General features: G+C 42.9%; 23 protein-coding genes. 16 read left to right on the top strand and 7 right to left on the bottom strand.

Going from position 1 to position 20,846, the window contains the following annotated elements:
- The first annotated feature begins 16 nt into the window (after nt 1-16).
- The 6 genes from ACRRNK_RS21975 to ACRRNK_RS21950 all read left to right on the top strand — a co-directional run bounded on the left by ACRRNK_RS21975 (nt 17) and on the right by ACRRNK_RS21950 (nt 5,340).
- Entirely contained in the window at nt 17-613 is a 597-nt protein-coding gene (locus ACRRNK_RS21975) for a DinB family protein (RefSeq protein ID WP_433944717.1), read from the top strand.
- A 247-nt stretch (nt 614-860) separates the two neighbouring features.
- Nucleotides 861-1,427 carry a TetR/AcrR family transcriptional regulator gene (locus tag ACRRNK_RS21970; protein WP_433944716.1) on the top strand — a complete coding sequence of 189 codons (567 nt, stop codon included), beginning with the start codon at nt 861-863 and terminating at the stop codon, nt 1,425-1,427.
- 54 nt (nt 1,428-1,481) lie between these two features.
- Complete coding sequence (locus ACRRNK_RS21965) at nt 1,482-2,687, top strand: serine hydrolase domain-containing protein (RefSeq protein WP_433944715.1); 1,206 nt, start codon at nt 1,482-1,484, stop codon at nt 2,685-2,687.
- 91 nt (nt 2,688-2,778) lie between these two features.
- A complete protein-coding gene (locus ACRRNK_RS21960; RefSeq protein WP_433944714.1) occupies nt 2,779-3,126 on the top strand; it encodes a YciI family protein in 348 nt (115 codons plus the stop codon).
- Between the two features lie 7 nt (nt 3,127-3,133).
- Nucleotides 3,134-4,348: an RNA polymerase sigma factor gene (locus ACRRNK_RS21955; protein WP_433944713.1), complete on the top strand. Its 1,215-nt coding sequence runs from the start codon at nt 3,134-3,136 to the stop codon at nt 4,346-4,348.
- A gap of 137 nt (nt 4,349-4,485) precedes the next feature.
- Nucleotides 4,486-5,340, top strand: a complete 855-nt coding sequence (locus ACRRNK_RS21950; protein WP_433944712.1) for an ornithine carbamoyltransferase — start codon at nt 4,486-4,488, stop codon at nt 5,338-5,340.
- Nucleotides 5,341-5,360: 20 nt separating this feature from the next.
- On the opposite strand, the gene ACRRNK_RS21945 is transcribed toward ACRRNK_RS21950, so the two are convergent.
- From ACRRNK_RS21945 to ACRRNK_RS21935, 3 genes are all read right to left on the bottom strand, one after another.
- On the bottom strand, nt 5,361-6,140 hold the full coding sequence (locus ACRRNK_RS21945) for an SDR family NAD(P)-dependent oxidoreductase (protein ID WP_433944711.1): 780 nt from the start codon (nt 6,138-6,140) through the stop codon (nt 5,361-5,363).
- 90 nt (nt 6,141-6,230) lie between these two features.
- Nucleotides 6,231-6,578 carry an ArsR/SmtB family transcription factor gene (locus tag ACRRNK_RS21940; protein ID WP_433944710.1) on the bottom strand — a complete coding sequence of 116 codons (348 nt, stop codon included), beginning with the start codon at nt 6,576-6,578 and terminating at the stop codon, nt 6,231-6,233.
- Nucleotides 6,579-6,727: 149 nt separating this feature from the next.
- On the bottom strand, nt 6,728-8,080 hold the full coding sequence (locus ACRRNK_RS21935; protein WP_433944709.1) for an MATE family efflux transporter: 1,353 nt from the start codon (nt 8,078-8,080) through the stop codon (nt 6,728-6,730).
- A gap of 362 nt (nt 8,081-8,442) precedes the next feature.
- Here ACRRNK_RS21935 and ACRRNK_RS21930 point away from each other — a divergent pair, with 362 nt between their 5' ends.
- The 5 genes from ACRRNK_RS21930 to ACRRNK_RS21910 all read left to right on the top strand — a co-directional run bounded on the left by ACRRNK_RS21930 (nt 8,443) and on the right by ACRRNK_RS21910 (nt 13,139).
- Nucleotides 8,443-9,123, top strand: coding sequence for a TetR/AcrR family transcriptional regulator (locus ACRRNK_RS21930; RefSeq protein ID WP_433944708.1), 681 nt, complete (start codon nt 8,443-8,445; stop codon nt 9,121-9,123).
- Nucleotides 9,124-10,005: an AraC family transcriptional regulator gene (locus tag ACRRNK_RS21925; protein WP_433944707.1), complete on the top strand. Its 882-nt coding sequence runs from the start codon at nt 9,124-9,126 to the stop codon at nt 10,003-10,005.
- A gap of 178 nt (nt 10,006-10,183) precedes the next feature.
- Complete coding sequence (locus tag ACRRNK_RS21920) at nt 10,184-11,851, top strand: alpha-amylase family glycosyl hydrolase (protein ID WP_433944706.1); 1,668 nt, start codon at nt 10,184-10,186, stop codon at nt 11,849-11,851.
- A gap of 112 nt (nt 11,852-11,963) precedes the next feature.
- On the top strand, nt 11,964-12,566 hold the full coding sequence (locus ACRRNK_RS21915; protein ID WP_433944705.1) for a class I SAM-dependent methyltransferase: 603 nt from the start codon (nt 11,964-11,966) through the stop codon (nt 12,564-12,566).
- Between the two features lie 108 nt (nt 12,567-12,674).
- Nucleotides 12,675-13,139, top strand: a complete 465-nt coding sequence (locus ACRRNK_RS21910) for a phage tail protein (protein WP_433944704.1) — start codon at nt 12,675-12,677, stop codon at nt 13,137-13,139.
- 246 nt (nt 13,140-13,385) lie between these two features.
- On the opposite strand, the gene ACRRNK_RS21905 is transcribed toward ACRRNK_RS21910, so the two are convergent.
- Nucleotides 13,386-13,895, bottom strand: coding sequence for a type III toxin-antitoxin system ToxN/AbiQ family toxin (locus ACRRNK_RS21905; protein WP_433944703.1), 510 nt, complete (start codon nt 13,893-13,895; stop codon nt 13,386-13,388).
- A gap of 850 nt (nt 13,896-14,745) precedes the next feature.
- Here ACRRNK_RS21905 and ACRRNK_RS21900 point away from each other — a divergent pair.
- From ACRRNK_RS21900 to ACRRNK_RS21890, 3 genes are all read left to right on the top strand, one after another.
- A complete protein-coding gene (locus ACRRNK_RS21900) occupies nt 14,746-15,003 on the top strand; it encodes a hypothetical protein (protein ID WP_433944702.1) in 258 nt (85 codons plus the stop codon).
- Nucleotides 15,004-15,356: 353 nt separating this feature from the next.
- On the top strand, nt 15,357-15,821 hold the full coding sequence (locus ACRRNK_RS21895) for a hypothetical protein (protein WP_433944701.1): 465 nt from the start codon (nt 15,357-15,359) through the stop codon (nt 15,819-15,821).
- Nucleotides 15,822-15,883: 62 nt separating this feature from the next.
- Nucleotides 15,884-16,321, top strand: coding sequence for a hypothetical protein (locus ACRRNK_RS21890; protein WP_433944700.1), 438 nt, complete (start codon nt 15,884-15,886; stop codon nt 16,319-16,321).
- A gap of 80 nt (nt 16,322-16,401) precedes the next feature.
- Here ACRRNK_RS21890 and ACRRNK_RS21885 read toward each other — a convergent pair whose 3' ends face one another.
- From ACRRNK_RS21885 to ACRRNK_RS21875, 3 genes are all read right to left on the bottom strand, one after another.
- A complete protein-coding gene (locus ACRRNK_RS21885) occupies nt 16,402-16,953 on the bottom strand; it encodes a hypothetical protein (protein ID WP_433944699.1) in 552 nt (183 codons plus the stop codon).
- Between the two features lie 137 nt (nt 16,954-17,090).
- A complete protein-coding gene (locus ACRRNK_RS21880) occupies nt 17,091-17,447 on the bottom strand; it encodes a hypothetical protein (protein ID WP_433944698.1) in 357 nt (118 codons plus the stop codon).
- Nucleotides 17,426-17,740, bottom strand: a complete 315-nt coding sequence (locus ACRRNK_RS21875) for a hypothetical protein (protein WP_433944697.1) — start codon at nt 17,738-17,740, stop codon at nt 17,426-17,428. The genes ACRRNK_RS21880 and ACRRNK_RS21875 overlap by 22 nt, the downstream gene beginning before the upstream one ends.
- Before the next feature lie 225 nt (nt 17,741-17,965).
- Here ACRRNK_RS21875 and ACRRNK_RS21870 point away from each other — a divergent pair, with 225 nt between their 5' ends.
- Nucleotides 17,966-18,292 carry a hypothetical protein gene (locus ACRRNK_RS21870; protein WP_433944696.1) on the top strand — a complete coding sequence of 109 codons (327 nt, stop codon included), beginning with the start codon at nt 17,966-17,968 and terminating at the stop codon, nt 18,290-18,292.
- Nucleotides 18,293-18,440: 148 nt separating this feature from the next.
- On the top strand, nt 18,441-19,997 hold the full coding sequence (locus ACRRNK_RS21865) for a DNA primase family protein (protein ID WP_433944695.1): 1,557 nt from the start codon (nt 18,441-18,443) through the stop codon (nt 19,995-19,997).
- Nucleotides 19,998-20,846: the final 849 nt, after the last annotated feature.

The following is a 20,846-nucleotide window of genomic DNA, read 5'->3' as shown; positions in this document are numbered from 1 at the left end:
ACATTGCTGACAGGTTTTGTCATCACCCCCGGTATACAATAGAGACAAGGCTGCGCAGCCAAATGATGATAATAAAGGAAGGGTGAATCCATCCATGCTTCATCACGCCCATCAATTGTACGAATATCATGTATGGGCGAACAACCAGTTGTTCGCCCACCTGAAGCAACTTCCGGAGGACGTGTTCCATGCGGAGGTCAAGAGCGTGTTCCCGTCCATATCGCAAACACTCGGACACATGTACTTGTTCGAACAGCTATATATGTCTGTGCTCGCGGAGGTTCCAAATGGAGAGATTTTCCTGAGGATTCCAGGCTGGACAGAGGAAGCGCAGGGCAAAACCGTGGACGAGATGCATCAGCTGTTCACCGGAGCTGCCGCCCAGTTCCGTGATCTGCTTCGGTGTACGTCTGACCCTGACAAGGCGATGACGATCGAGCATCCGAAGTACGGCCGCCTTGATACGCAGTTCTCCGATATCTTGCGGCATGTGGTCAACCATGGAACATATCACCGGGGCAATGTGACTGCGATGCTAAGGCAGCAAGGATATACCGGGGTCCCAACCGATTATATGTTTTACCTAGTGGAGCAGAGGGAAAGTCAGAGGTGAATCACTCTCTCGCTGACCCCATCGGCCATGCTCCAACAGCTTCAGAGAGGTTTTGATAGAATCACTACTCATCAAAAAAATTGCCTCCCCCTATGAGCCGCTATATTAGCGGCTTTTGTTGTGTGATGAAGAAGGTAATGACTTTACCCGGTACCAGGCAAAAGATTCGATCATTCGATTGACGACAGCATCTAGTTTGCATTACTATAAAAGAAAACACGTGATTTCTTATGAGATGAGTGGTTAGATGGTTCAAGTTCAGAAGCCTCAAATAAGAGAGGCTTTACTAAAGGCGGCTAAGCATGAATTTATGGAGCATGGATTTCAGCTATCCTCTACACGGAGAATTGCGGCCAGCGCGGGAACTACGATTGGAAATATGTACAAATATTTTCAAAGTAAAGATGAGCTCTTCGAGCACCTGGTCTCGGAGGTACAAGTACAATTATATTCCTTTATTAAAGAACATGAAGCCGGAAGCAACAAGACACCCAGGGCACATGAGCAGCTTCAAGTGTTCGTAAACTTGATGAGCGACTACCGGGATGAAATGTTACTGCTTATTGATGCTTCGGAAGGCACCAAATATCGGAGTACTTACGAGGAATTAATCGCCATGGTCTCGCTGAACCTGCAAGAGCATCTCTCAGACTTCAATATACCTGCTGTGCCGGATGTTGAGGTCCTTGTAAGAACAATTGCCGTAGGCCTTGTATCAGGGTGGATTGACGTACTGCGTAATCATTCAGATAAGGAAGACATTAAGAATGGCCTAACACAATACTTTTTGTTTGTTTTTAGAAGCTTCTTGTAAGCTTTTTATTTTTTTAGCAAAAGAAAACTATTGTTTCCTTTTAGGAGGGTTAATATGACTCGCATGAAAGCTAGTGGGTACGTAGAAGCGGGATTTGAACCGGTAAGGGATGCTTTTGAACATAACTTTGATAAAAAGGAGATCGGGGCAGCCTGTGCAATTTATTATGAAGGTAGAAAGGTAGTTGATTTATGGGGAGGCTCAGCTGAGCCCCGTCTAAATAAATGCTGGGAAAAGGATACGCTGGTGCCCGTGTTCTCGAGCACAAAAGGTTTTGCCGCCCTTGCAGCGGCGGTTGCTCATTCCAAAGGTTGGATTGACTATGATGCCAAAGTATCGAGTTACTGGACAGAGTTCGGAAATAGTGGGAAAGAGGATATTACAATCCGGCAGCTTTTAGCACATCAAGCTGGTTTGTGTACGCTTGATCAATTACATATTCATCAAATTTCGGATTTAGACACCTCCCAGATTGCTTCGCAGCTTGCAGAGCTAAAGCCTGAGTGGCAGCCAGGAAGTATGCATGCATACCACACTTGGACGATCGGGTGGTTCATTGGAGAAGTCATTAGAAGAGTGGACCCTAAGGGGAGAACACTGGGAAGGTTTTTTCATGAGGAGGTAGCACAGCCCTTAGATGCAGAGTTTTATATTGGCCTCCCTGATGATATTCCGCAAAATCGACTTGCCGCTGTACAAGGAATGAATAGCCCGCTCCAATTATTGTTTCACCTACATGAGATCCCCAGGCCGCTGCTCATGGGTTTCCTTAATCCAAGATCACTCACCTCACGAAGCATGGTGGATCCCAATAAGTTAGTTGCCCATGAGAACTTTAATAGAAGAGAGATGCTTTCCATTGAGTTTCCTTCAGGTAATGGGGTCGGAGATGCAAGAAGCATGGCCAACATATATAGTGAGTTCGCAACCGGGGGGAAGGTGCTAAACTTATCTAAGACTACGATAATTGAGATGATGAAGCCTGCTGTACCTCCTTCAAATGGTTGGTATGACCATGTAAATAGATGTGAGGTTGGCTATTCTCTCGGTTTTTGGAAACCGATCTCAGGTCGCATGTTCGGCAGCAGTCCACATGCGTTCGGTCATCCAGGTGCAGGGGGGTCCTTTTGCTTTGCCGATCCCGATTGCGCTGTTGGCTATGCTTATGTTATGAACAAAATTGGCGGATATATGGATAATAATCCAAGGGAAAATGAAGTTAGAAAGACATTCTATCAGTGCATAGCAAGCAAGCTTTAAATAAAAAGTTTTTCATAATGTAGAAATCGGAATAGCTGATACGTCATTATAGCGAGATCAAATTCCAATAGTTTATAAGGGAGGAGCTTTTATGAATTACACTTTGATGTTCTACGAGAGTCAGGAGGACTTTGCCGCAAGAACGGATCCAGCCAGACAACAACAATACTTAGCAGGCTGGACACACTATGTGCATGCTTTGAGCGAGGCTGGAATTGTGGTGTTCGGTTCAGGACTCTATGCTCCGGAGACAGCGGCGACGATGAAGCGGCGCGGTGGTGAGATGGTGGTTCAAGACGGACCGTTTCCCGAGACGAAGGAGCAGCTCGGCGGGATATTCGTGATTGATGTTCCAGACTTTGATACTGCATTAGAGTGGGCCGCCCGAGGACCCGTCGATACGGTTGAGGTCAGACAGAACATTCCCGCGTTGAAGTAATCATTCTATGTACACAAATCAAGTCATTGAAGAAATCGCACGTGATGCTTACGGCCGTGTGCTCTCCTATTTAATTGTAAATTGGCGGGACCTGCAGGCTGTTGAGGATGCCATCGGGGACGCTTTTCTTGCCGCGCTAGAGACTTGGCCCAAAGCTGGTGTTCCGGATAAGCCTGAAGCATGGCTAGTTACGGCCGCCCGAAGGAAGCTTATCGATCGTGCCCGTCGTAATCGTGTATCCGAAAGTGCATTGCCTACAATCGTTGCGATGTCTGAGGATACACAGCGTCTGACTTCTTCAAGCACCGCTTTTCCAGACGAGCGCCTAAGGATGATGTTTCTTTGTACTCACCCTGCAATTGATCCTGTGATGCGCACACCACTTATGCTGCAGTCAGTGCTTGGAATCGATGCAGCCCGAATTGCGTCTGCATTCATCACCAAGCCTTCCACCATGAGCCAGCGCCTTACTCGGATAAAGGCAAGTATCCGTGCCGAACGCCTCATTTTTGAAATGCCTGATGAGGAAGAAATCCCGGATCGCCTCGATTCCGTTCTGGAGACCATATATGCAGCTTACGGAAGCGGGTGGGACGATCGCGGGAGCTTGGCGGAGGAGGCCATATATTTAGGGAAGCTGCTTCTTAGGTTCGCTCCCCGCGAGCCGGAGATTTACGGTCTATTGGCACTCATGCTGCACTGTGAGGCGCGGCGTAAGGCACGGCATGATGAAGAGGGGAACTACGTTCCTCTCTCTGAGCAAGATTGCACGCGATGGGATATAGATTTGACCATGGAAGCGGAGAGTTATCTTCATGCAGCCTCGCGGGCAGGCAGGATCGGCCGCTTTCAACTTATGGCTGCAATTCAGTCGGTGCATGCACATCGTTCAAGCTCCGGGCGTACCCATTGGGAGGCGATTGCACAGCTATATGAGGGGCTCATTCGGATGCACCCTGGAGTTGGGGCATGGGTCGGCCGAGCCGCTGCAGTCGCAGAGGCTTATGAACCGGAAAGCGGCATTGTCTTGCTGGAGGCTATTCCCCCCGCGGAGGTAGTGAACTATCAGCCTTATTGGGCGCTTGCTGGTCATTTGTATAAGCGGACGAATCGAGTAGAAGATGCTCTTTCGGCTTATAGCCGTGCTATAGGACTGAGTGTAGATGTTTCGGTTAGACAATTTTTAAGTCGCCAAGCTTCCGAGATCGAAGTGCGGCATTGATACAAGGATTTTGGAGGGCACCCGAATAGGGTGTCTTTTAATTTGGTCTGTATCTTTTTGATGGTTGAATAAAAATACATAACATCGTATTATCATACAACGAGTATATCACTTTCCATTCGGAGGAGTTGGTGAATTTGCATTTACTGAACGTGGATGAACTCTCTTCTATCCAAATCGAGGAGATCTTTGATCTAACCAGAAGATTGCGGGAACATAACAGCCAGCGATTACTGCAGGGTAAGAACTTTATTCTATTTTTCCCCGAGAGCAGCCTAAGAACAAGAATTACTTTCGAGAAAGGAATAAAGGATTTGGGAGGGGAGTGTATTGTGTTCTCTCCAGAGACATTAGACCGCAGGGAAGCGCTCGTTGATACGATCAAATACATAGAGAATTGGGCAGACGGTATAGTTGTCAGGCATTCAGATTTTGCGAAAATTAAAGAAATGGCGAAGCACTCAACGATTCCCATTGTCAACGCAATGACTTCGGTTAACCATCCATGCGAAATATTAGCGGACTTATACTCAATCAGTGAGGCAAGAAGCAACTATAGGGATTTAGTGTATACCTTCGTCGGTCCTGCGGGTAATATCTCCAGGTCCTGGACAGACGTGGCGAAAGTAATGAATCTGAATTTCAACCACGTCAGTTCAGCCGGCAATGAAATTACAGAACAGTCGCATAACTATAGGTTCCATACAGAACTTGAAGAGGTATTGAAGTATAGTGATGTGGTTTTGACGGACTCATTGCCAAATCCATTTCGAACCGATGAGTATATTCGCAAATATCAAATAACCTTAGAAAGAATGATGTTAACGAAAAGGAATTCCATGTTGAACCCTTGCCCTCCATTTTTCAGAAATGAAGAAGTAAGCGAGGACGTAATATGTTCAGACTATTTTGTTGGTCATTCATTCAAAAAGAACCTGGTTCATGTACATCAAGCTATCCTATTGTATTGTCTTTCTAACTATATAAGTTGAACTACTGAGTTGCATGCATGTTACAGCTTTTGCTCCAATACACTTCGCGTAACATGGGTGACGAGCTTTCTTGGAAAGAAGCGCGGCACCTGCGTGAGTATCCAGTTCTGGAAGCCGGGGACAATGAACGTTCTATGGCCCATCAACGCCTTGTATCCAATTTCGGCAACAGCCTGCGGGCTCATGAGGCCTTTTGGGTTGGCAACCTTCTGCCCATCCATCTTGGAGGTGCGGAAAAATTCAGTCCCGGTAGGCCCGGGGCATAATGCCGTGACGGTGACCCCGGTCCCTTGCAGCTCATTCGCGACGGCTTCGGTGAGCGAGAGGACGAATGCCTTGGAAGCGGAATAGTTGGCACTGAACGGACAAGGATAGAACGAGGTGGTTGATCCTACGTTCAGAATGTGCCCGCTACCGCGCTGCACCATGGCTGGAAGAAACAGCATCATAAGATGGGAGAGCGAATGGACGTTGAGCTGCAGCATCTCAAGCTCGGAGCTTACGTCCATCTCATGAAGCGGCCCGAAGGAGCCGATCCCTGCATTGTTGATGAGGACATCGATCTGGATGCCTAATTCTTGCAGCCGCTCGTGCAGGAGGACGGGACCCGAACTCTGCGCCAGGTCAACGGGAATGGTAATCGTAGAGACGCCATAGCTGATCTCCAGCTGCCGTGCAATACGGTCAAGCTTCTCTTCATTACGAGATGCTAGAATGATGCGATAATTCTTCTTGGCGAACAATTCGGCGAATGCCTTGCCAATGCCGCTGGACGCGCCTGTAATCAGGACAGTCTTCATGTGGATTAAGCCCCCTAAATTATAAAATATCTAAAGACCAAATGATTAAATATCTAATTATTTGGTTATTTAGTGTGAGAAGAGAGGGCCTTATTCGGCCCCGGCAGTCTTCATCTCGATAATACGATCCGTTGTTGCGAGGAATTCCTTCAGCAGCAGTACGGGTCCCTCAATATCAAGGCTGTAATAAATCTCGGTGGCTATTTTGGTTGAAGTGACGAGCTTGGCTTGTCTTAATATCTTCAGATGATGGGAAATGGCGGACCTGGACATCGGTGATCGTTCAACGATCTGAGCAACGTTGAGTGAGTCGTGCTTCGTAAGCATCATAATAATATCCTGCCGGATAGGATCGGCCAAAGCAAGGAAGACTGGACTGCATTCCCTTAGCTGCTGATGGACGAGTGTCTCAAGTTGTGTCGAGTTATGGGTCTGCATGGGTGCATCGTCTCCAGTTCGTTATCAGCCAAACAACTAAATATTTGGTTATTTAATCATAATCTCGATTTGCGGCAGTTGTCAAGGGAATGCGTGATTCATTCTATCTACATTTTACCCAATATTAGAGTACTAAAGTTCTCAACAACCTAATGTACTAAACTCTCCAAATCCGGCTGCAATTTGGTCCGCAGAGCATACAGCATAATGGCGCCAAGTAGGAACGTGGCCGCATCCGCAATGACAAGTGACCAGACCACCCCATGGAAGCCATTCATCCGATTGGCGATATAGAGCACAGGAATCAGAGTAATCCCTTGAATAACTGACATAATAAAGGCTGCGGTTCCTTGCGCTGTTGCCTGGAAGATCCCCGTGAACAATGTGGTCATTCCTGTAATGAACAAGGATAAGAACGTTACATGCAGAATGTAGCTGCCCATTTCGATTAATTGCGGGTCATTCGTAAATAGACCGATAAGGTGGTCTGAGATCAGATAGACAATGACGCCTAACAGGACGGCCAGCGCCACAATGACTTTGATCGTAAATCCAATCGTATGCTTCATGCGTAATTTATTAGCTGTAAAAGAGAAAGCAATGAGCGGCACGACCCCCTCGCATAATCCCATCAGAATGAACTCGGGAAATTGCAGCAGACGTGATGAAATCCCGTAAGCCGCTACGGCCGGATCCCCATATTCAACAAGGAAATGGTTAAAGATAAGCGACATCGCACCGAGGAAGATACTCATAATAAAGACGGGAACTCCGATTTTGAATACATTGCCCAGAATGTCTCTGGTCACCTTGAACCATTTCACGGAGACTGTTAGGAATTGGCTCTTATATCCCATATGGAAGGCATAGAATGCACTCGCTGCGAGGTTGGAAATGACCGTAGCCGACGCAACGCCGATCACGCCCCAGTGGAACACGAAGATGACCAGCGCATCAAGAACAATATTCACGACAACACTGAGAATCATCCCGGCCATTGATGTGATCGCTGCACCCTCCGAGCGCACAATATTCTCCAGTGTGAAGAAGAGTACGACGAATGGTGAACCTATAAGCATAACTGTGACATAGTCCTTCGTGAATCCGAAAGATTCAGGCGTCGCCCCCAGGCCATGAACGATTGGATCGATTAACGGGAGGCCAACGGCTATTACGATAAGACCGAGAATTAGACTGCTGTAAAAAGCGAAGGCGGACACGTGCTTGACGTCCTCATATTTCTTCTCTCCCAGCAGGCGAGAGATGAATGTGCCACTGCCGATACCCATCAAATTGCCCAATGCCATAATGACCGCGAATAACGGCAAGGTTAGCGCGAGTGCGGTTAACATGGCGGTATTGTGGAGTGTTCCAAGGAAATAGGCATTCAAGATGGAATAGATCACACTCATTGACGTGCCTAGCATCATCGGTACAGCGAAATGAGCAACGGCTTTGGCGATCGGTGCTTTTTCAAAGTAATGGAGGTTTTCTGCATCCATGTGGGTCACCACTTTCTGATTTAATTTTGAATTTCCATCTAACAGTGTTAGTTTGAACCTTACAGTGTTAGATGATATCATGAACCTATGAACCTGTAAAGCATAAACTTACACTGTTAGATAAGTTGGATTTAAGGTTTACATATAGGCAAGAGTGTGAAATGCTTCCGGAGAAGCGGAGCGTTCGCCTGAAAGCTTTCTGAAAGAAAGCTACATCGGAAGCATACGCTTTGTGATTAGACTTCTACCATAGAAAATGAATAAAGAAGTCTGAGAACAACAGCGATCGTAGGAACATTTCACACGGCAGCCTAGCACGTAAATCATTAGTTCAACTTATATAGATAAAAGGGCGGATACGGATGAAAAAGCAGCAGCCTCAGATTTCGGAGGATAAGATTCTGGAAGCTTCTTGGGAGCTTCTTGGAGAGGGGGATATCGAGAAATTCAGCATGAGGCGATTAGCGGATCGGCTGGGGATTCAGGCTCCCTCTTTGTATTGGTACTTCAAGAGCAAGCAGAATATCTACCAGCGTCTGGCGGGCCAGGTATCGAAGGTAATTCTGGAGGAGTTCCATTCCGAGGGGGACTGGAAGGAGCAGCTGATAGGGCTTGCGGTAACAATACGGAGTGTGCTCAGCAGGTACCCCTGTTCCACGCAGCTCATGATGATGACACTGCCCCACGAACCGGACATCATCCGGTTCACCAACCGTATGCTGCTCTGTGTGGAATCGACGCCACTTGATCAAGAGCAGAAGATGCAAGTCGTTGTTACGCTAGTGAATTATGTCTACTATTTTGTTCTGGATGATTATCAGCATCAGCGCAATGTCTCCGCTGTTCTTAAGGAGCAGAAGGAGCTTCCGGGTGAGGAGATGACTCAGCTCCTGGACTCTATGAGTGAGTCGGAAGCGGGACTGTTCCGGAGGATGTTCACGAACGGACTGTTCGAGCTAATGGGGACCGATAGAGCTTTTGAGTTCGGATTGAAGCTGATTTTGCTCGGGACCCAGCAGGTAATCGAGGAGCAGATGAAGTAGATGGAATTATTTGAAGAGCCGATTCTATACAACGATCCGCTGCTTCGTATTCAAGTGCGCAGCTTTCACAGTGCGGCAATATGTCAGCATGGGTGGCATTTCCATCCGGAGCTGGAGATCATCGCTGTACGATCTGGAAGAATGGAAATCCATACACCAGCAGAAGTGTATCACTTGCAAGCGGGGGATGTGCTCATATTGGGCTCCCGTGAGCCCCATCTCGATCTGAGGAAGCCGAACGAAGTGGTTGATTATGTGGTGATCCAATTTGAGCTGGAAGCCTTCCTGGATTCCAATATGCTTCCATTCCTGTATTTGTTTCAGGAATCCTTGCTGCCGCTGGTGCAGTTAAACTCGCTGTTCAGGGATAGCTCAGAACTACAGCAGCGGTTCTACACAACAATAATCGAACTTCAGCAGGAACACGAGCAGAAGCAAAGAGGCTATGAGATGGCCATTAACTATTTGGTGAAGAAATGTCTTTTTCTATTGTTACGTCATGATCATAAGGGATTGTTAGAACACAATCGTTCGATGAACTATGCCAAGCTGAAGTTAGTCTTCGATTATGTGGAAGCTCACTTGTCTGACAAAATCACGGTGGAGCAGGCTTGTAATCTCGTGAATTTCAGCTATACCTATTTCCTCAAATATTTCAAGATGACCCTGGGCATTACGTTCACGGACTACGTCATTCATCGCAGAATTAAATATGCTGAACGCCTGCTGTTGACCGAAGATCTCAGCATTGCCCAGATTGCCGAACAGGTCGGACTGCCGAACCTGTCACACTTCTACAAGCTGTTTAGACGAGTCCATCATTGTTCCCCGAAGAGCTTTAAAGACGCAATTATTGCCAGAGCTAACGTTACCGTTCTATAAGGCATAGTTAAAAAGTGACATTAGGTAAGGCGTAACGGAGGGGAAGCTTGGAACTGTAGAGCGAAAGCGATCGGATGAACACAACAGAATAGCATAATGATGGAGTGGTATTGGATATTGGAAGCCTGTCTCGTTACAGATACGATAGAAGGGAATCTGCAATTAAGGAGGTCCTGCCATGCTGGACGAATTTCCAACAAAGGGATCTGAGGGCGTACGCTTTATTTATTATTCGGATACTCCTGTTGATCGTGTTGCTGTAGCTGGAACTTTTAACAATTGGAATGGCGATAGACACTATATGAACCGTATGGAAGATGGGACAGGTTGGGAGATTGAACTGCCTATTCCGAAGGGAAGGCACCTCTATAAATTTGTGCTGAATGATACCAAGTGGATTGTAGACCCGCTCAATCCGAGCATATCGGAGGACGGACAGAATAATTCCTCGATTACGGTAACGGAGAATGGGGATGTACTCATCCGCACAAATGAGATTTCGAGCAGCAGCCTAGGCTATATGTATGAGAACTTTACAGCTCTCCCAAGTCCCGAGTGGCTTAAGAGATCGGTCATTTACGAGCTGCATCTCCGCGCGTTTACAGAAGGCGGATTCCGGGGATTGGCTGATAAGATAGGCTACTTTAAGGATATGGGAATCAATACGCTGTGGTTGATGCCGTTTAACGAAGTGGGACAAGAACGCAGAATTGGCCAATACGGGGACCCCTATGCGGTCCAAGACTTCTATTCGATCGATCCGGAGTTTGGAACCAAAGAGGATCTGCTGTATTTTATGCGCACAGCTCACTCGAATGGGATCCGAGTCATCTTGGATTGGGTCTTGAATCGGACAAGCGTGGACCATATTCTAACGGGAAGTCATCCCGAGTATTTTACGCATAATGAACAAGGTGAGATCTGCTATGATGTGCCCCACCGTGAGTATTTTGCCGGTCTGGAGTTCAGCAGCCGGGGCATGAGGGAATATGTAATTGAAGCTATGAAATACTGGATTACCGAGTTTGATTTTGATGGAATAAGGCTGGATGATTCGGATATTACCCCCTATGATTTCCTCACGGAGATCAAGCAGGCCTTGCAGGTAGTGAAAACAGATCTAATCCTGATCTCCCAGTCTTACGATGAGTATCATCATCTTGAATCCTGTGATCTGACCTACAATGGGAATCCCCGCATTCTGATTCGTCAGATGATGGACAGAACGATCATACAGGCAGATTTTATCGCGATATATGACTCTTACAAGTACAGCTTCCCCAAGCATTCCCTAAGAATGAATTGGCTGGAGGATAAAGAGCAGACCCGAATATCGGAGTACCTGGGTACGGATTATACAGGAGCTGCGGCTTCGATTTTACTAACGCTGGAAGGTGTTCCCCTCATCATGATGGGACAGGAGTTCAATGAGAATACGATGGCCACATGGACGTCCCTATTCGATGAGTATAGGCTCAACTGGAAGTCGTTCAATACAAGCTTGTTCGAGCACTATAAATTCCTGATCCATCTCAGGACGAATCAGCCGGCATTCTGGGCGGGGACATTAGAGTTCATACGTAATTCGGAAGAGCTGGTGTTATCGTACATAAGGCAGCATAATGGCATTAAGTTTTTAATTATCGTGAATCTGTCCGCGGAATCTGTGCTCGTTCAGTTTGATACAGACTCCCTGGCAGAAGAATTTATAACAAATCCAAGCAATCTGCTCTACCGCACGGGACGGAGCAGCCTTCACGCGGGGAATGCTCCCTCAGCATTATGGGCGGACAGCTATGAGACCATTATATATAAAGTGGATGACTACACGAATGAAGGGAGCTAGCCGAATGTACCGTATCGACATAAAAGCCTAAATGGATGTCCTTAGGATATAGGGCGGTCATGTCTTGATCCGACCGTAGTTTGCTTAGAACCAGGCTAAAGGAGAGAGACTAATGGGAAATACGGATAAGTTTGAAATGATTGCGGATAAGTATGACTCTCCTGGCAGAATTCAAATCGCCAAGGTATCATCGGATGCGATCCGGGAATTGTTAGTTGACGCTAAAGGCAAGAATGCTATCGATTTTGGATGTGGAACGGGCCTTGTCGGAATGAACTTATTAGACGAGTTTCGTTCTGTGCTCTTTCTGGATACATCACCGAACATGATTGATCAAGTTCAGCTGAAAATTTCTGAAATGAATATTCAGAATGCAGATACGTTATGCTTTGACTTTGAACAGGGCGGTCTCACGGGTTTAAAGGCGGACTATATCTTTATGGCTCAGGTTCTGCTTCATATTAAGGATGTTGAATTCGTCCTATCCCGGCTATACGAGGTTCTGAACGAGGGAGGACATTTACTAATCGTCGATTTCGATAAGAATGAGAATATAGCTTCAGACCTCGTTCATAACGGCTTTGATCAAGATGAGCTGACTAAAATTATGACCCAAATCGGGTACAGGGAAGTTACGTCCAGAACTTTTTATAGCGGAAGTAAAATATTCATGGGACAAGATGCATCGATGTTCATTCTGGATTCTCAAAAGTAACCTCAATTCGCCGAAATGCAGGGTTTTGGCGCCATAACGTCGTATCTTTTGAAAAGAGGCACTCGTTAAAAATAAAGCTTGGAATAAAGTGAGAAAAGAGGGATTGCAATGTCCTATATCGTTGATTTCAAAGATGTGTCAACAGTTGGTTTAGAGTCATCACCTGTAGCAGAAGCACTTGCTGGGCTACGTGCGAATGAGGCTCGTTACTTTATGAACAAATACAAGCATGAATTCACGGTTGTACCCGCGAGTGAGAGCCAGGAGAGCCTTGATTACGTGAAGCGGATTTTGAAAGAAGAACGTGATATTGAGTTCGCGGCCACCCCGCTTGAGACATCGAGTTTTCAAGTAGAAAATATTAAGTTTACATATGTCTTTTATGAGGACGGGCTCGCGCTCAATGTCATGTATACGGTGGATGATCCTAAGAAGCGGGCCGTTGGTTTTAAGCTTTCTGAGGGGATGGAGATACCCAAGGAGCTAGAAGCGAAGTTCAAGTTTGCCAGGCAGAAGTCCAAACTAGCGGGAACAATTCGGGGCTCTTTTTTTGTGATTAAAGGAGAATATTAAAGCAGGTAAGCTCAATGGAAAATAAAAGCCTCTATTCCGAGTGATGGAATAGAGGCTTTGTCTGCTTGCATACTCCCCAGCCAAGCAACTGTTCCTTCGATTTCGAGATTCGCGGCAATAGTGATACGGTGAACCGTATCACAAATAGTGGTAAAGCGAAAAGGAGAGTTTAGGGTTGATATTGGTTCCCTACCAAGTAATTTCATGGGGGAATAAAGAAAATCAGGGGCACAGCACCCCTGATTTCTAATTTGCTTGTTTTTGTGGTTGTTTGTACTCTTGAGACTTTTGTTCAAGCATTTTGAAATCGCAGCAAAGTTTCACATAACCACTGTTTTCCTCGGGTTGTACAGTTACCATCCTATATAGATTTGTTGCATTTCGAATTATCTTAGTTGCTATTCGCTTTACTTCGTTGTATTCCTTGTTAAGGAGATCTTGATGTTCTTGTTTGTAATCCTCAAATTTTAATAATTCATATTCGGAATCTGGTACAGGAACCATGTTATTAACGTTAATAACTGCTTTTAAGTCTTGGCCATCCAAGATTTTAATAAATGTTATATTCTCTTTCATAGTAGCATGTTTGCTTTTAGGAGATGATAAAGGAACAAAATAATTAAAACCTCCCATTGACATTATTATGCCTACGTAGGGTTTAGGGTACCCATCATCTTTATGCTTTTGTACCCGCTTATCAAAGGAATGAAGATAATCAATGTAAGCATCAGTTACTGTATAAAATTTAACGTCCATTAGATCCCCTATACCAATACGACATATGTAATTTTTTAAAAACGTAAGAAAAAAAGAGCAACTAGTTGCTCTTCGAACAATCCTATATTCAAGCAATCACCAAACTTTAAGGCTCCAACTTAACGGTATGGAATCACCAACTTTTAAGGCTCCAACTTAACGGTATGGAATCACCCAACTTTTAAGGCTCCAACTTAACGGTATGGAATCACCAACTTTTAAGGCTCCAACTTAACGGTGTGGAATCACCAACTTTTAAGGCTCCAACTTAACGGTATGGAATCACCAACTTTTAAGGCTCCAACTTAACGGTATGGAATCACCCAACTTTTAAGGCTCCAACTTAACGGTATGGAATCACCAACTTTTAAGGCTCCAACTTAACGGTGTGGAATCACCAACTTTTAAGGCTCCAACTTAACGGTATGGAATCACCAACTTTTAAGGCTCCAACTTAACGGTATGGAATCACCAACTTTTAAGGCTCCAACTTAACGGTATGGAATCACCAACTTTTAAGGCTCCAACTTAACGGTGTGGAATCACCAACTTTTAAGGCTCCAACTTAGCGGTATGGAATCACCTGTAAGTTGATAATAACATAGAAAAAAAAACTCGTCAAAATTTAAACTCATTTTTATTTCACATTTCAGTATATGCCGCTGCTTATTATTATGTTACCCCAGTAGGGAATATTACATTCAATTTGTACGCTTAAAATTGAACCCAAATTAGCAGATAAAGGGCAAGGTAATAGATATGATCTAGTAGAGGATTACGTGAGAAAAGGTTGTATTATATATATATATTGGTAGTTGGATTTACGAATCCTGAAAGGAGTTAATTAACAATGTATGATAGGCTAGCGGGTTATACCCAAATGCATGCGGCTTTGAAAAGTATGGGGAGCGACACTCCGATAAGAGAGACTCAAATTGGAGTTCATATCTCAGATACTGGATATGTTAAAGAAATAGATTCAAATAATTTTATAATGCAATTAACAGAGTCAGATTGCGCATTGATCCTACAGAGACAACCAGTCACAAAAATATTGATAGGAAATGGGCCCAACGAAAAGTTTATTGCAGAGCATTTTTTCTATTAAAAATTTTCACACTTAAACTTACTGAATTGCAATTAGTCATTAAATAATTGGGGTGATAGCATGTATTTTTGTAAATGTGGGGGAGTACTTCTTGTTAAAGAGGTGGAAAAGTACCCGGCCAATCTAAATGGTGAAGAAAAGATAAATTATGAACGGAAGTGCGACGCTGTATGCCCTGATTGTGGTGAAGAAACTAAAGGATTAAAGTTCGATTAAAGATGGAATTAATACTTCGGGGCATTTATGTGACCTTTTAACGTCTTGTGAAGAAGTCCTGGTGGCCAGGACTTCTTAATTTAAGGGGATTTGAGTGCCACGATTGAACCTTACGTTGAAAGTTGAGGTTTACTTTTATGAATTCACTATTAGATATGAAGGGTCATTTGCTTCATTTATTAGGACAAGTGGGAGTCCAATTAGAGGAAGATAAAATATCAATAATTAATAGGGGGAATCCACATATAGTCCCGTTTAGTGCGGATAAACTATACGTGTACACCTTTAAATTTGCTTCTGAATATTTAAAGGTTGGTAAAGCGGGGAAAAGGAGTAAGGCACGATTACAGAGTCACCACTACAATCCAGCAAGTAGTCAAAGCAACTTAGCATTATCTCTTCTCCAGGATAATGAGATGAAAAAATATAATCTCACAAAAGAAAATGTTGGATTATGGATAAAGAAAAATGTGGAACGCGTTGATATAGAAATTGATGAATGTGCTGGAGTATTTGTTCAAAATTTTGTTGAAGCAGCGCTACATTGTATGCTAAAGCCCAAGTATGAAGGATTCGAATCACAGAGAGAGGTAAGATACTAGTCTGGAGAAGTGATTAAATAATGGGAGACCGAATTCCTATACATAAGTGCCCTGATCCCTTTATGATGAACGAAAATGAAGTGAATGCTGCAGTTGCACATTTCCTAATGTCTAAGGATGTGGATATTAAGAAGGTTGCAGTTGATAAAGAAAAAGGATATGACGTGTATGGAATAAAAGGCGGTTATTCCATCATTGTGGAATCAAAAGGTATGATGGCAAATAATCAAAACGAATATGTATTTGGGCACGGGCAAATTAAGTCACATCTAGGTGATCAAATACTGTATGTATTAAAGCAGTATGAGTACTCTTCCGAGAACACTTTAATAATGCTCGCAAACCCAAATATCCCTAGAATTAAAGATAGGTTAAATGGAGTGTCTCTTGCATTAGATAGACTCGGTATTATAAGACTATGGGTCAGTGAGGATAAGTCTGTAGAGATAGAATGCCCTGCGGAGGTTCTTCAGGTACTAAACTTGCTTAAATTAACTTAAGAGTTAACAAAGCACCTATCTGGATATAAAGTTAGAGAATATTTTGGATTTCAGGCGTCCTAATTTAGGACGCGTTTTTCTTAGTTAAGAAAGTTCCATATCTTATCAAATCTATCTTCATAACTCGAAATTAAATTCAGAGGAATCTTGTCGACACCGACTGGTTTTTTATTAAGTATTTTGTCTTTTTCTATTCTCATCACATCTTCAATTGTTGAAGCGCCTTCCTTCTTAAAATAGGGTAGTACAAATTGTCCCTGTATTTGCTTTAGTTCTTCATGTGCTAAAATAAAATAGCGTTCCTTGTACACCCAGTTCGTTTCAGGGAATGAATAAACGAATACCCAAAAATCTGGTGAGGGGATCTCGTTGTCATAGTACTTCTGAAAAAAACGGGTAGGGAAGGACTGCTCTTTAGATGTCTTTACTTGTATGTAGGCATTTTTATGATTTTTTGTTGCAATAATATCAAAGGCTTTTCTATTTCCATTAGTCAGAAAAGCATCAATGCCATATCTATATAGTTTGGCAATTGTCCCGTATTCACCTGTCCTCCCTAGAAAGTAAATTTTCTCTTTCTCAAGATACTCGCCTTTATTAAAAATGTCTCGATGACGTTTAGTGTAAGCCACAGGATCTCCCCCCAATGTAATAGCAATTATTATTCTGAGTCTAACATAAAATAGTAGATGGTCTTTTGTGAGACTACAGAAATAAATCTTGAGTTTCAAGTCCATGTACTAATAAATAAAGTAGGCTTTCGCCTACTTTAAATTCGATAATATTGCGGTGGTTTGTTCTCCCCAATAAGTCGATTCACATGATAATCTGTCATAAAGCAATTCCCTGTTGGATAGTGCATTTCACCTTTACCAAAGAGATAAAACTGTTGTTGAAACCGTATCATTAAATTATAAAAATCGTCTTTGCAATGTTCCAGACTGGTATCGTCCCACAGTAGTAATAAGAAAGGTTTTTCCGACAATATTTGTTTTTCCAACTCCTCAACTGAATGAGCAAAAGATTTAATCTTGTACCCCCACACCCCGGCCATCTTCCTGACGTTTGCCAATTCTTTATCAGGCAAACGCGGTATAAAGAAAATTACTTCATCTGCTGCTCCCACATTAATTCCTCCCTTATTTCGTCAAGTAGACGGATATCCTCGGTTCCTACGTGATACCATTTTCTGCTGCCAACCGTCATAACTAATCGCAACTTGTCCAGTGGGCTCCAGTTGGCATGAAAGTCTTTAATGGCAATAACCTTTATATCTTGCTCCTGCAAGATTAATTTCAGATTGTCTACCGAACGGGCGGTTGCTACATACCGAAATCCCTTCGAGGCGAACTGTTCCTTCAGTTTTATAATTTCACTTTTTCTCATATTCCAAAGGGGATAAAACCCAACAACATTCATCTAGCACCTCCCTTAAATAATTATAGGTCGAGAACTAATGTTCGGTCCATAGCGCAAAACGTCGAAGAAATAAGTGAAATGGGCTGTGACAGAAATAAAAAAATTTCGGAGAAATATGCAGGATAGTAGACATAAATGTACAAATTGTACGTGTAATTGGAACAGATATTCTTGTTCACAGCGATGGACATATCTAGTTCTGTTCTACAGAAGGGAGTGATAACGATGATTGGATATACTTCTAAAAAAGAAGGACTGCTCGCACAAGCCAAAGATTTTCATTCCTTATCAGAAACAGTTATGTTTCAAGAATATGGATTGGTAAAAGTGAAATCACGGAATGGCAAGGCATTAAAAATAGAAGGATATAATGTTTACCGGAGATATTCTGAAGACTTAGATATTTGGGAGTTCAAATTTGTAAGTAAGAACGGAAGAAAAACATTCCGAAATCTAGAATTCGAAGAATGGGAATTGATAAAGGAGGTCGGCAAACCAATAGCAACTCATGCAAACTTTGTGAATTATCTTGAACCGCTACAGGTTAGATAATTGTTTTTGAAAATATGGATTGGTTTTAAGTTTTCAGCGGAAGTCCGCATTAATTAGATAGAACAGGTGGAACGCATAGCCACCGTGAGGAGAAACAACGGAGTCGTACAATATAGCAGGTTCTCCCTTTTCGAAAGGAGAGCGAAATATGAATAAAATTAGTTTGCCAGCATTTGAGGACGAAATGCCCAAGAAGAAAATGTCCAATTTTCAAGGTGTTGATTTTAATACCAGATTAATTTCTGCCCCTAAAGTAAACCCCATGGAGGAAGTGCCTGTAGAAGAAATCAAACCGCAAGATAATGTGATTGACATAAACACAGCAATGAAAAGTACAAATAACAAATCTAAAAAGGAAAAGAAAGAGCCTCCTTCCATTGATCGCAAATATTATTATGAATACGGAGAAAATGACGAAATCGTAAAAGTTAACACGGGATTGTTTGCTGAACACATGGTTGATGATTATCAAGCAATAACGATTGATAACAAACTTTATGTTTATAAAGACGGTTTCTATCAACAAATAAACCGGGATGATGCTATTCGTATTATATCCATGGACATGGAACCATCTGTTAGAACTTTTAGTAGAATGCTCGATGTATTTGAACAATGGAGAGTCCACCATAAATTACATAAACATAGAAGTGAAGTGAATAAAAATCCTTATCTGCTTAATCTTAATAACGGTGTATTTGATTTTAAGGCTAATACCTTCCGCGAAGGCCATAGTCCCGACGAACTCATGACCTATAGAATACATGCAAACTATTATGCTGATTTTACTAAAGAAGACGGAATCACTTGGCACAAATATTTGGACTATGTAATGCCAAATAAAAAGACTCAGGCTGTGCTTCAGGAAGTCATGGGTTACTGCATTACTTCTTCTGTAGATGCAAAGAAATTCTTTATCTTTCAAGGTGCGGGAAACAACGGTAGAAGTAAGGTTTTCGGATTGTTAGAGAGTTTTTTAGATAGCAGCAATATCAGTCACGTGAAACTGCAAGATATGTTTGGATTTAAGATTGCTCGGTTACAAAATAAATTATTGAACACATTTGCAGATTTGGACAACCGTTCTATCCCAGACGCTTCTTTAATCAAGGCTCTGTCCGGGGACGATGAAATTGATGCAGATATCAAACATGTTCAGGAACCGGTTACATTTAAGAGTAAAGCAAAATTGTTGTTCTCAGTAAATGAACTACCTGCTAATCATGGAGATAAATCAGCCGCGTTTTTTAATCGGTTGCTAATTATACCTTTCAAATACGGAGTTCGTGAGGAAGAGAAGGACACTGCTCTTTTTGATAAATTTCTAAAAGAGAAAGACTACATCTTCATGTGGATGATGGAAGGCCTAATGAGACTCCACAGGAACAATTACGTATTTACCGAAAGTGATGAAGTAAATAGTGCGGTTGAGAACTATAAACTAAAGGACGATACAGTTGCACAGTTCGTTCATGAAAATTGTATACTCGATAAAAATGCGACCATTCATTCGACTTTCTTGCATGAGTTGTATACCCGCTTCTGTGTAAATGATCTTGAGATAAATATCGATACTTCCGAAGATTATCTTAAATCCGGTAAGTTCTACAGTTACTTGGAACGTCATTACGGAGTCATTAAGAAGAAGGGGAGAAACGGAGACCAGAAACAAACTCTGTACGGCATTGCATATGTTGAAAAATAATTAGGGCGTCAGAAGGTCTTTTCATCAACAGTGGGAAATAACCCACTGTTTTTTGTTTGCATTCCAAGAATCAATTCCAAATTCCAGACTCATACCAAAGTTGCAACAAACTCTGGAAGGGAAAAAAGCCCGTTGTATAAGGATTTAAAACACCATTTCCAAAATTCCAAGTTTAGATGATTTATTTAAGGATATTTTTTTGTTTCTTCTCGTGTCTGGTATCTATACATTCAAATATTCGTTTCATTCTATTAAAGGTATTAAAAGTTTGGAAGTCTGGAATTGAATTACCCAATCCTTAGATAAACAAGGTTTTTTAGTTTCTTACCCATATTTTTAGACTGGAAGTAAAGTTGGAGGATTGAAGAAACCCTGGAATTGAATTTCCGGTTTTCCTGGTAGAGATTCCGATGAAAAGAAGATGTTAAAAATATCTCTAGAATTACAGCACAACACAAAATAGGACTATAGTCCCTGCCCATGCTCCATCTTGTAATGAAGATATCTTGAGGTTGTCATTATTTTAGATGCACGTTATCATACATCAACGATATTTTCTAATGAAATGGAGTGAACATAGCATGTGTTATAAATGTGCAACCGGACAAACTCCTATCTTCCCACTCGCAGTATACAAGGCTACACAACGAATGGAGCAGTCCACAATCACCAAGCAAAACCGTATTAACGGGATAATCGTCCATGAGGTATCTAGGAGAGGTTACAACCTATACAAAGACCATGTAGAGGTTTTTGATGAAGGTAGCGAAACATGGATCGCCTCAATGATCCCTCCTATCGTATGGTATATGGAGAGTGCGACTGAAATCGTTTCTTTTTTGGAGGATT

The organism is Paenibacillus sp. SN-8-1 (assembly GCF_050995535.1).
GTDB lineage: Bacteria > Bacillota > Bacilli > Paenibacillales > Paenibacillaceae > Fontibacillus.
Note: the sequence above shows the minus strand (reverse complement) of the source record. Positions and strands in the feature narration are given on the sequence as shown.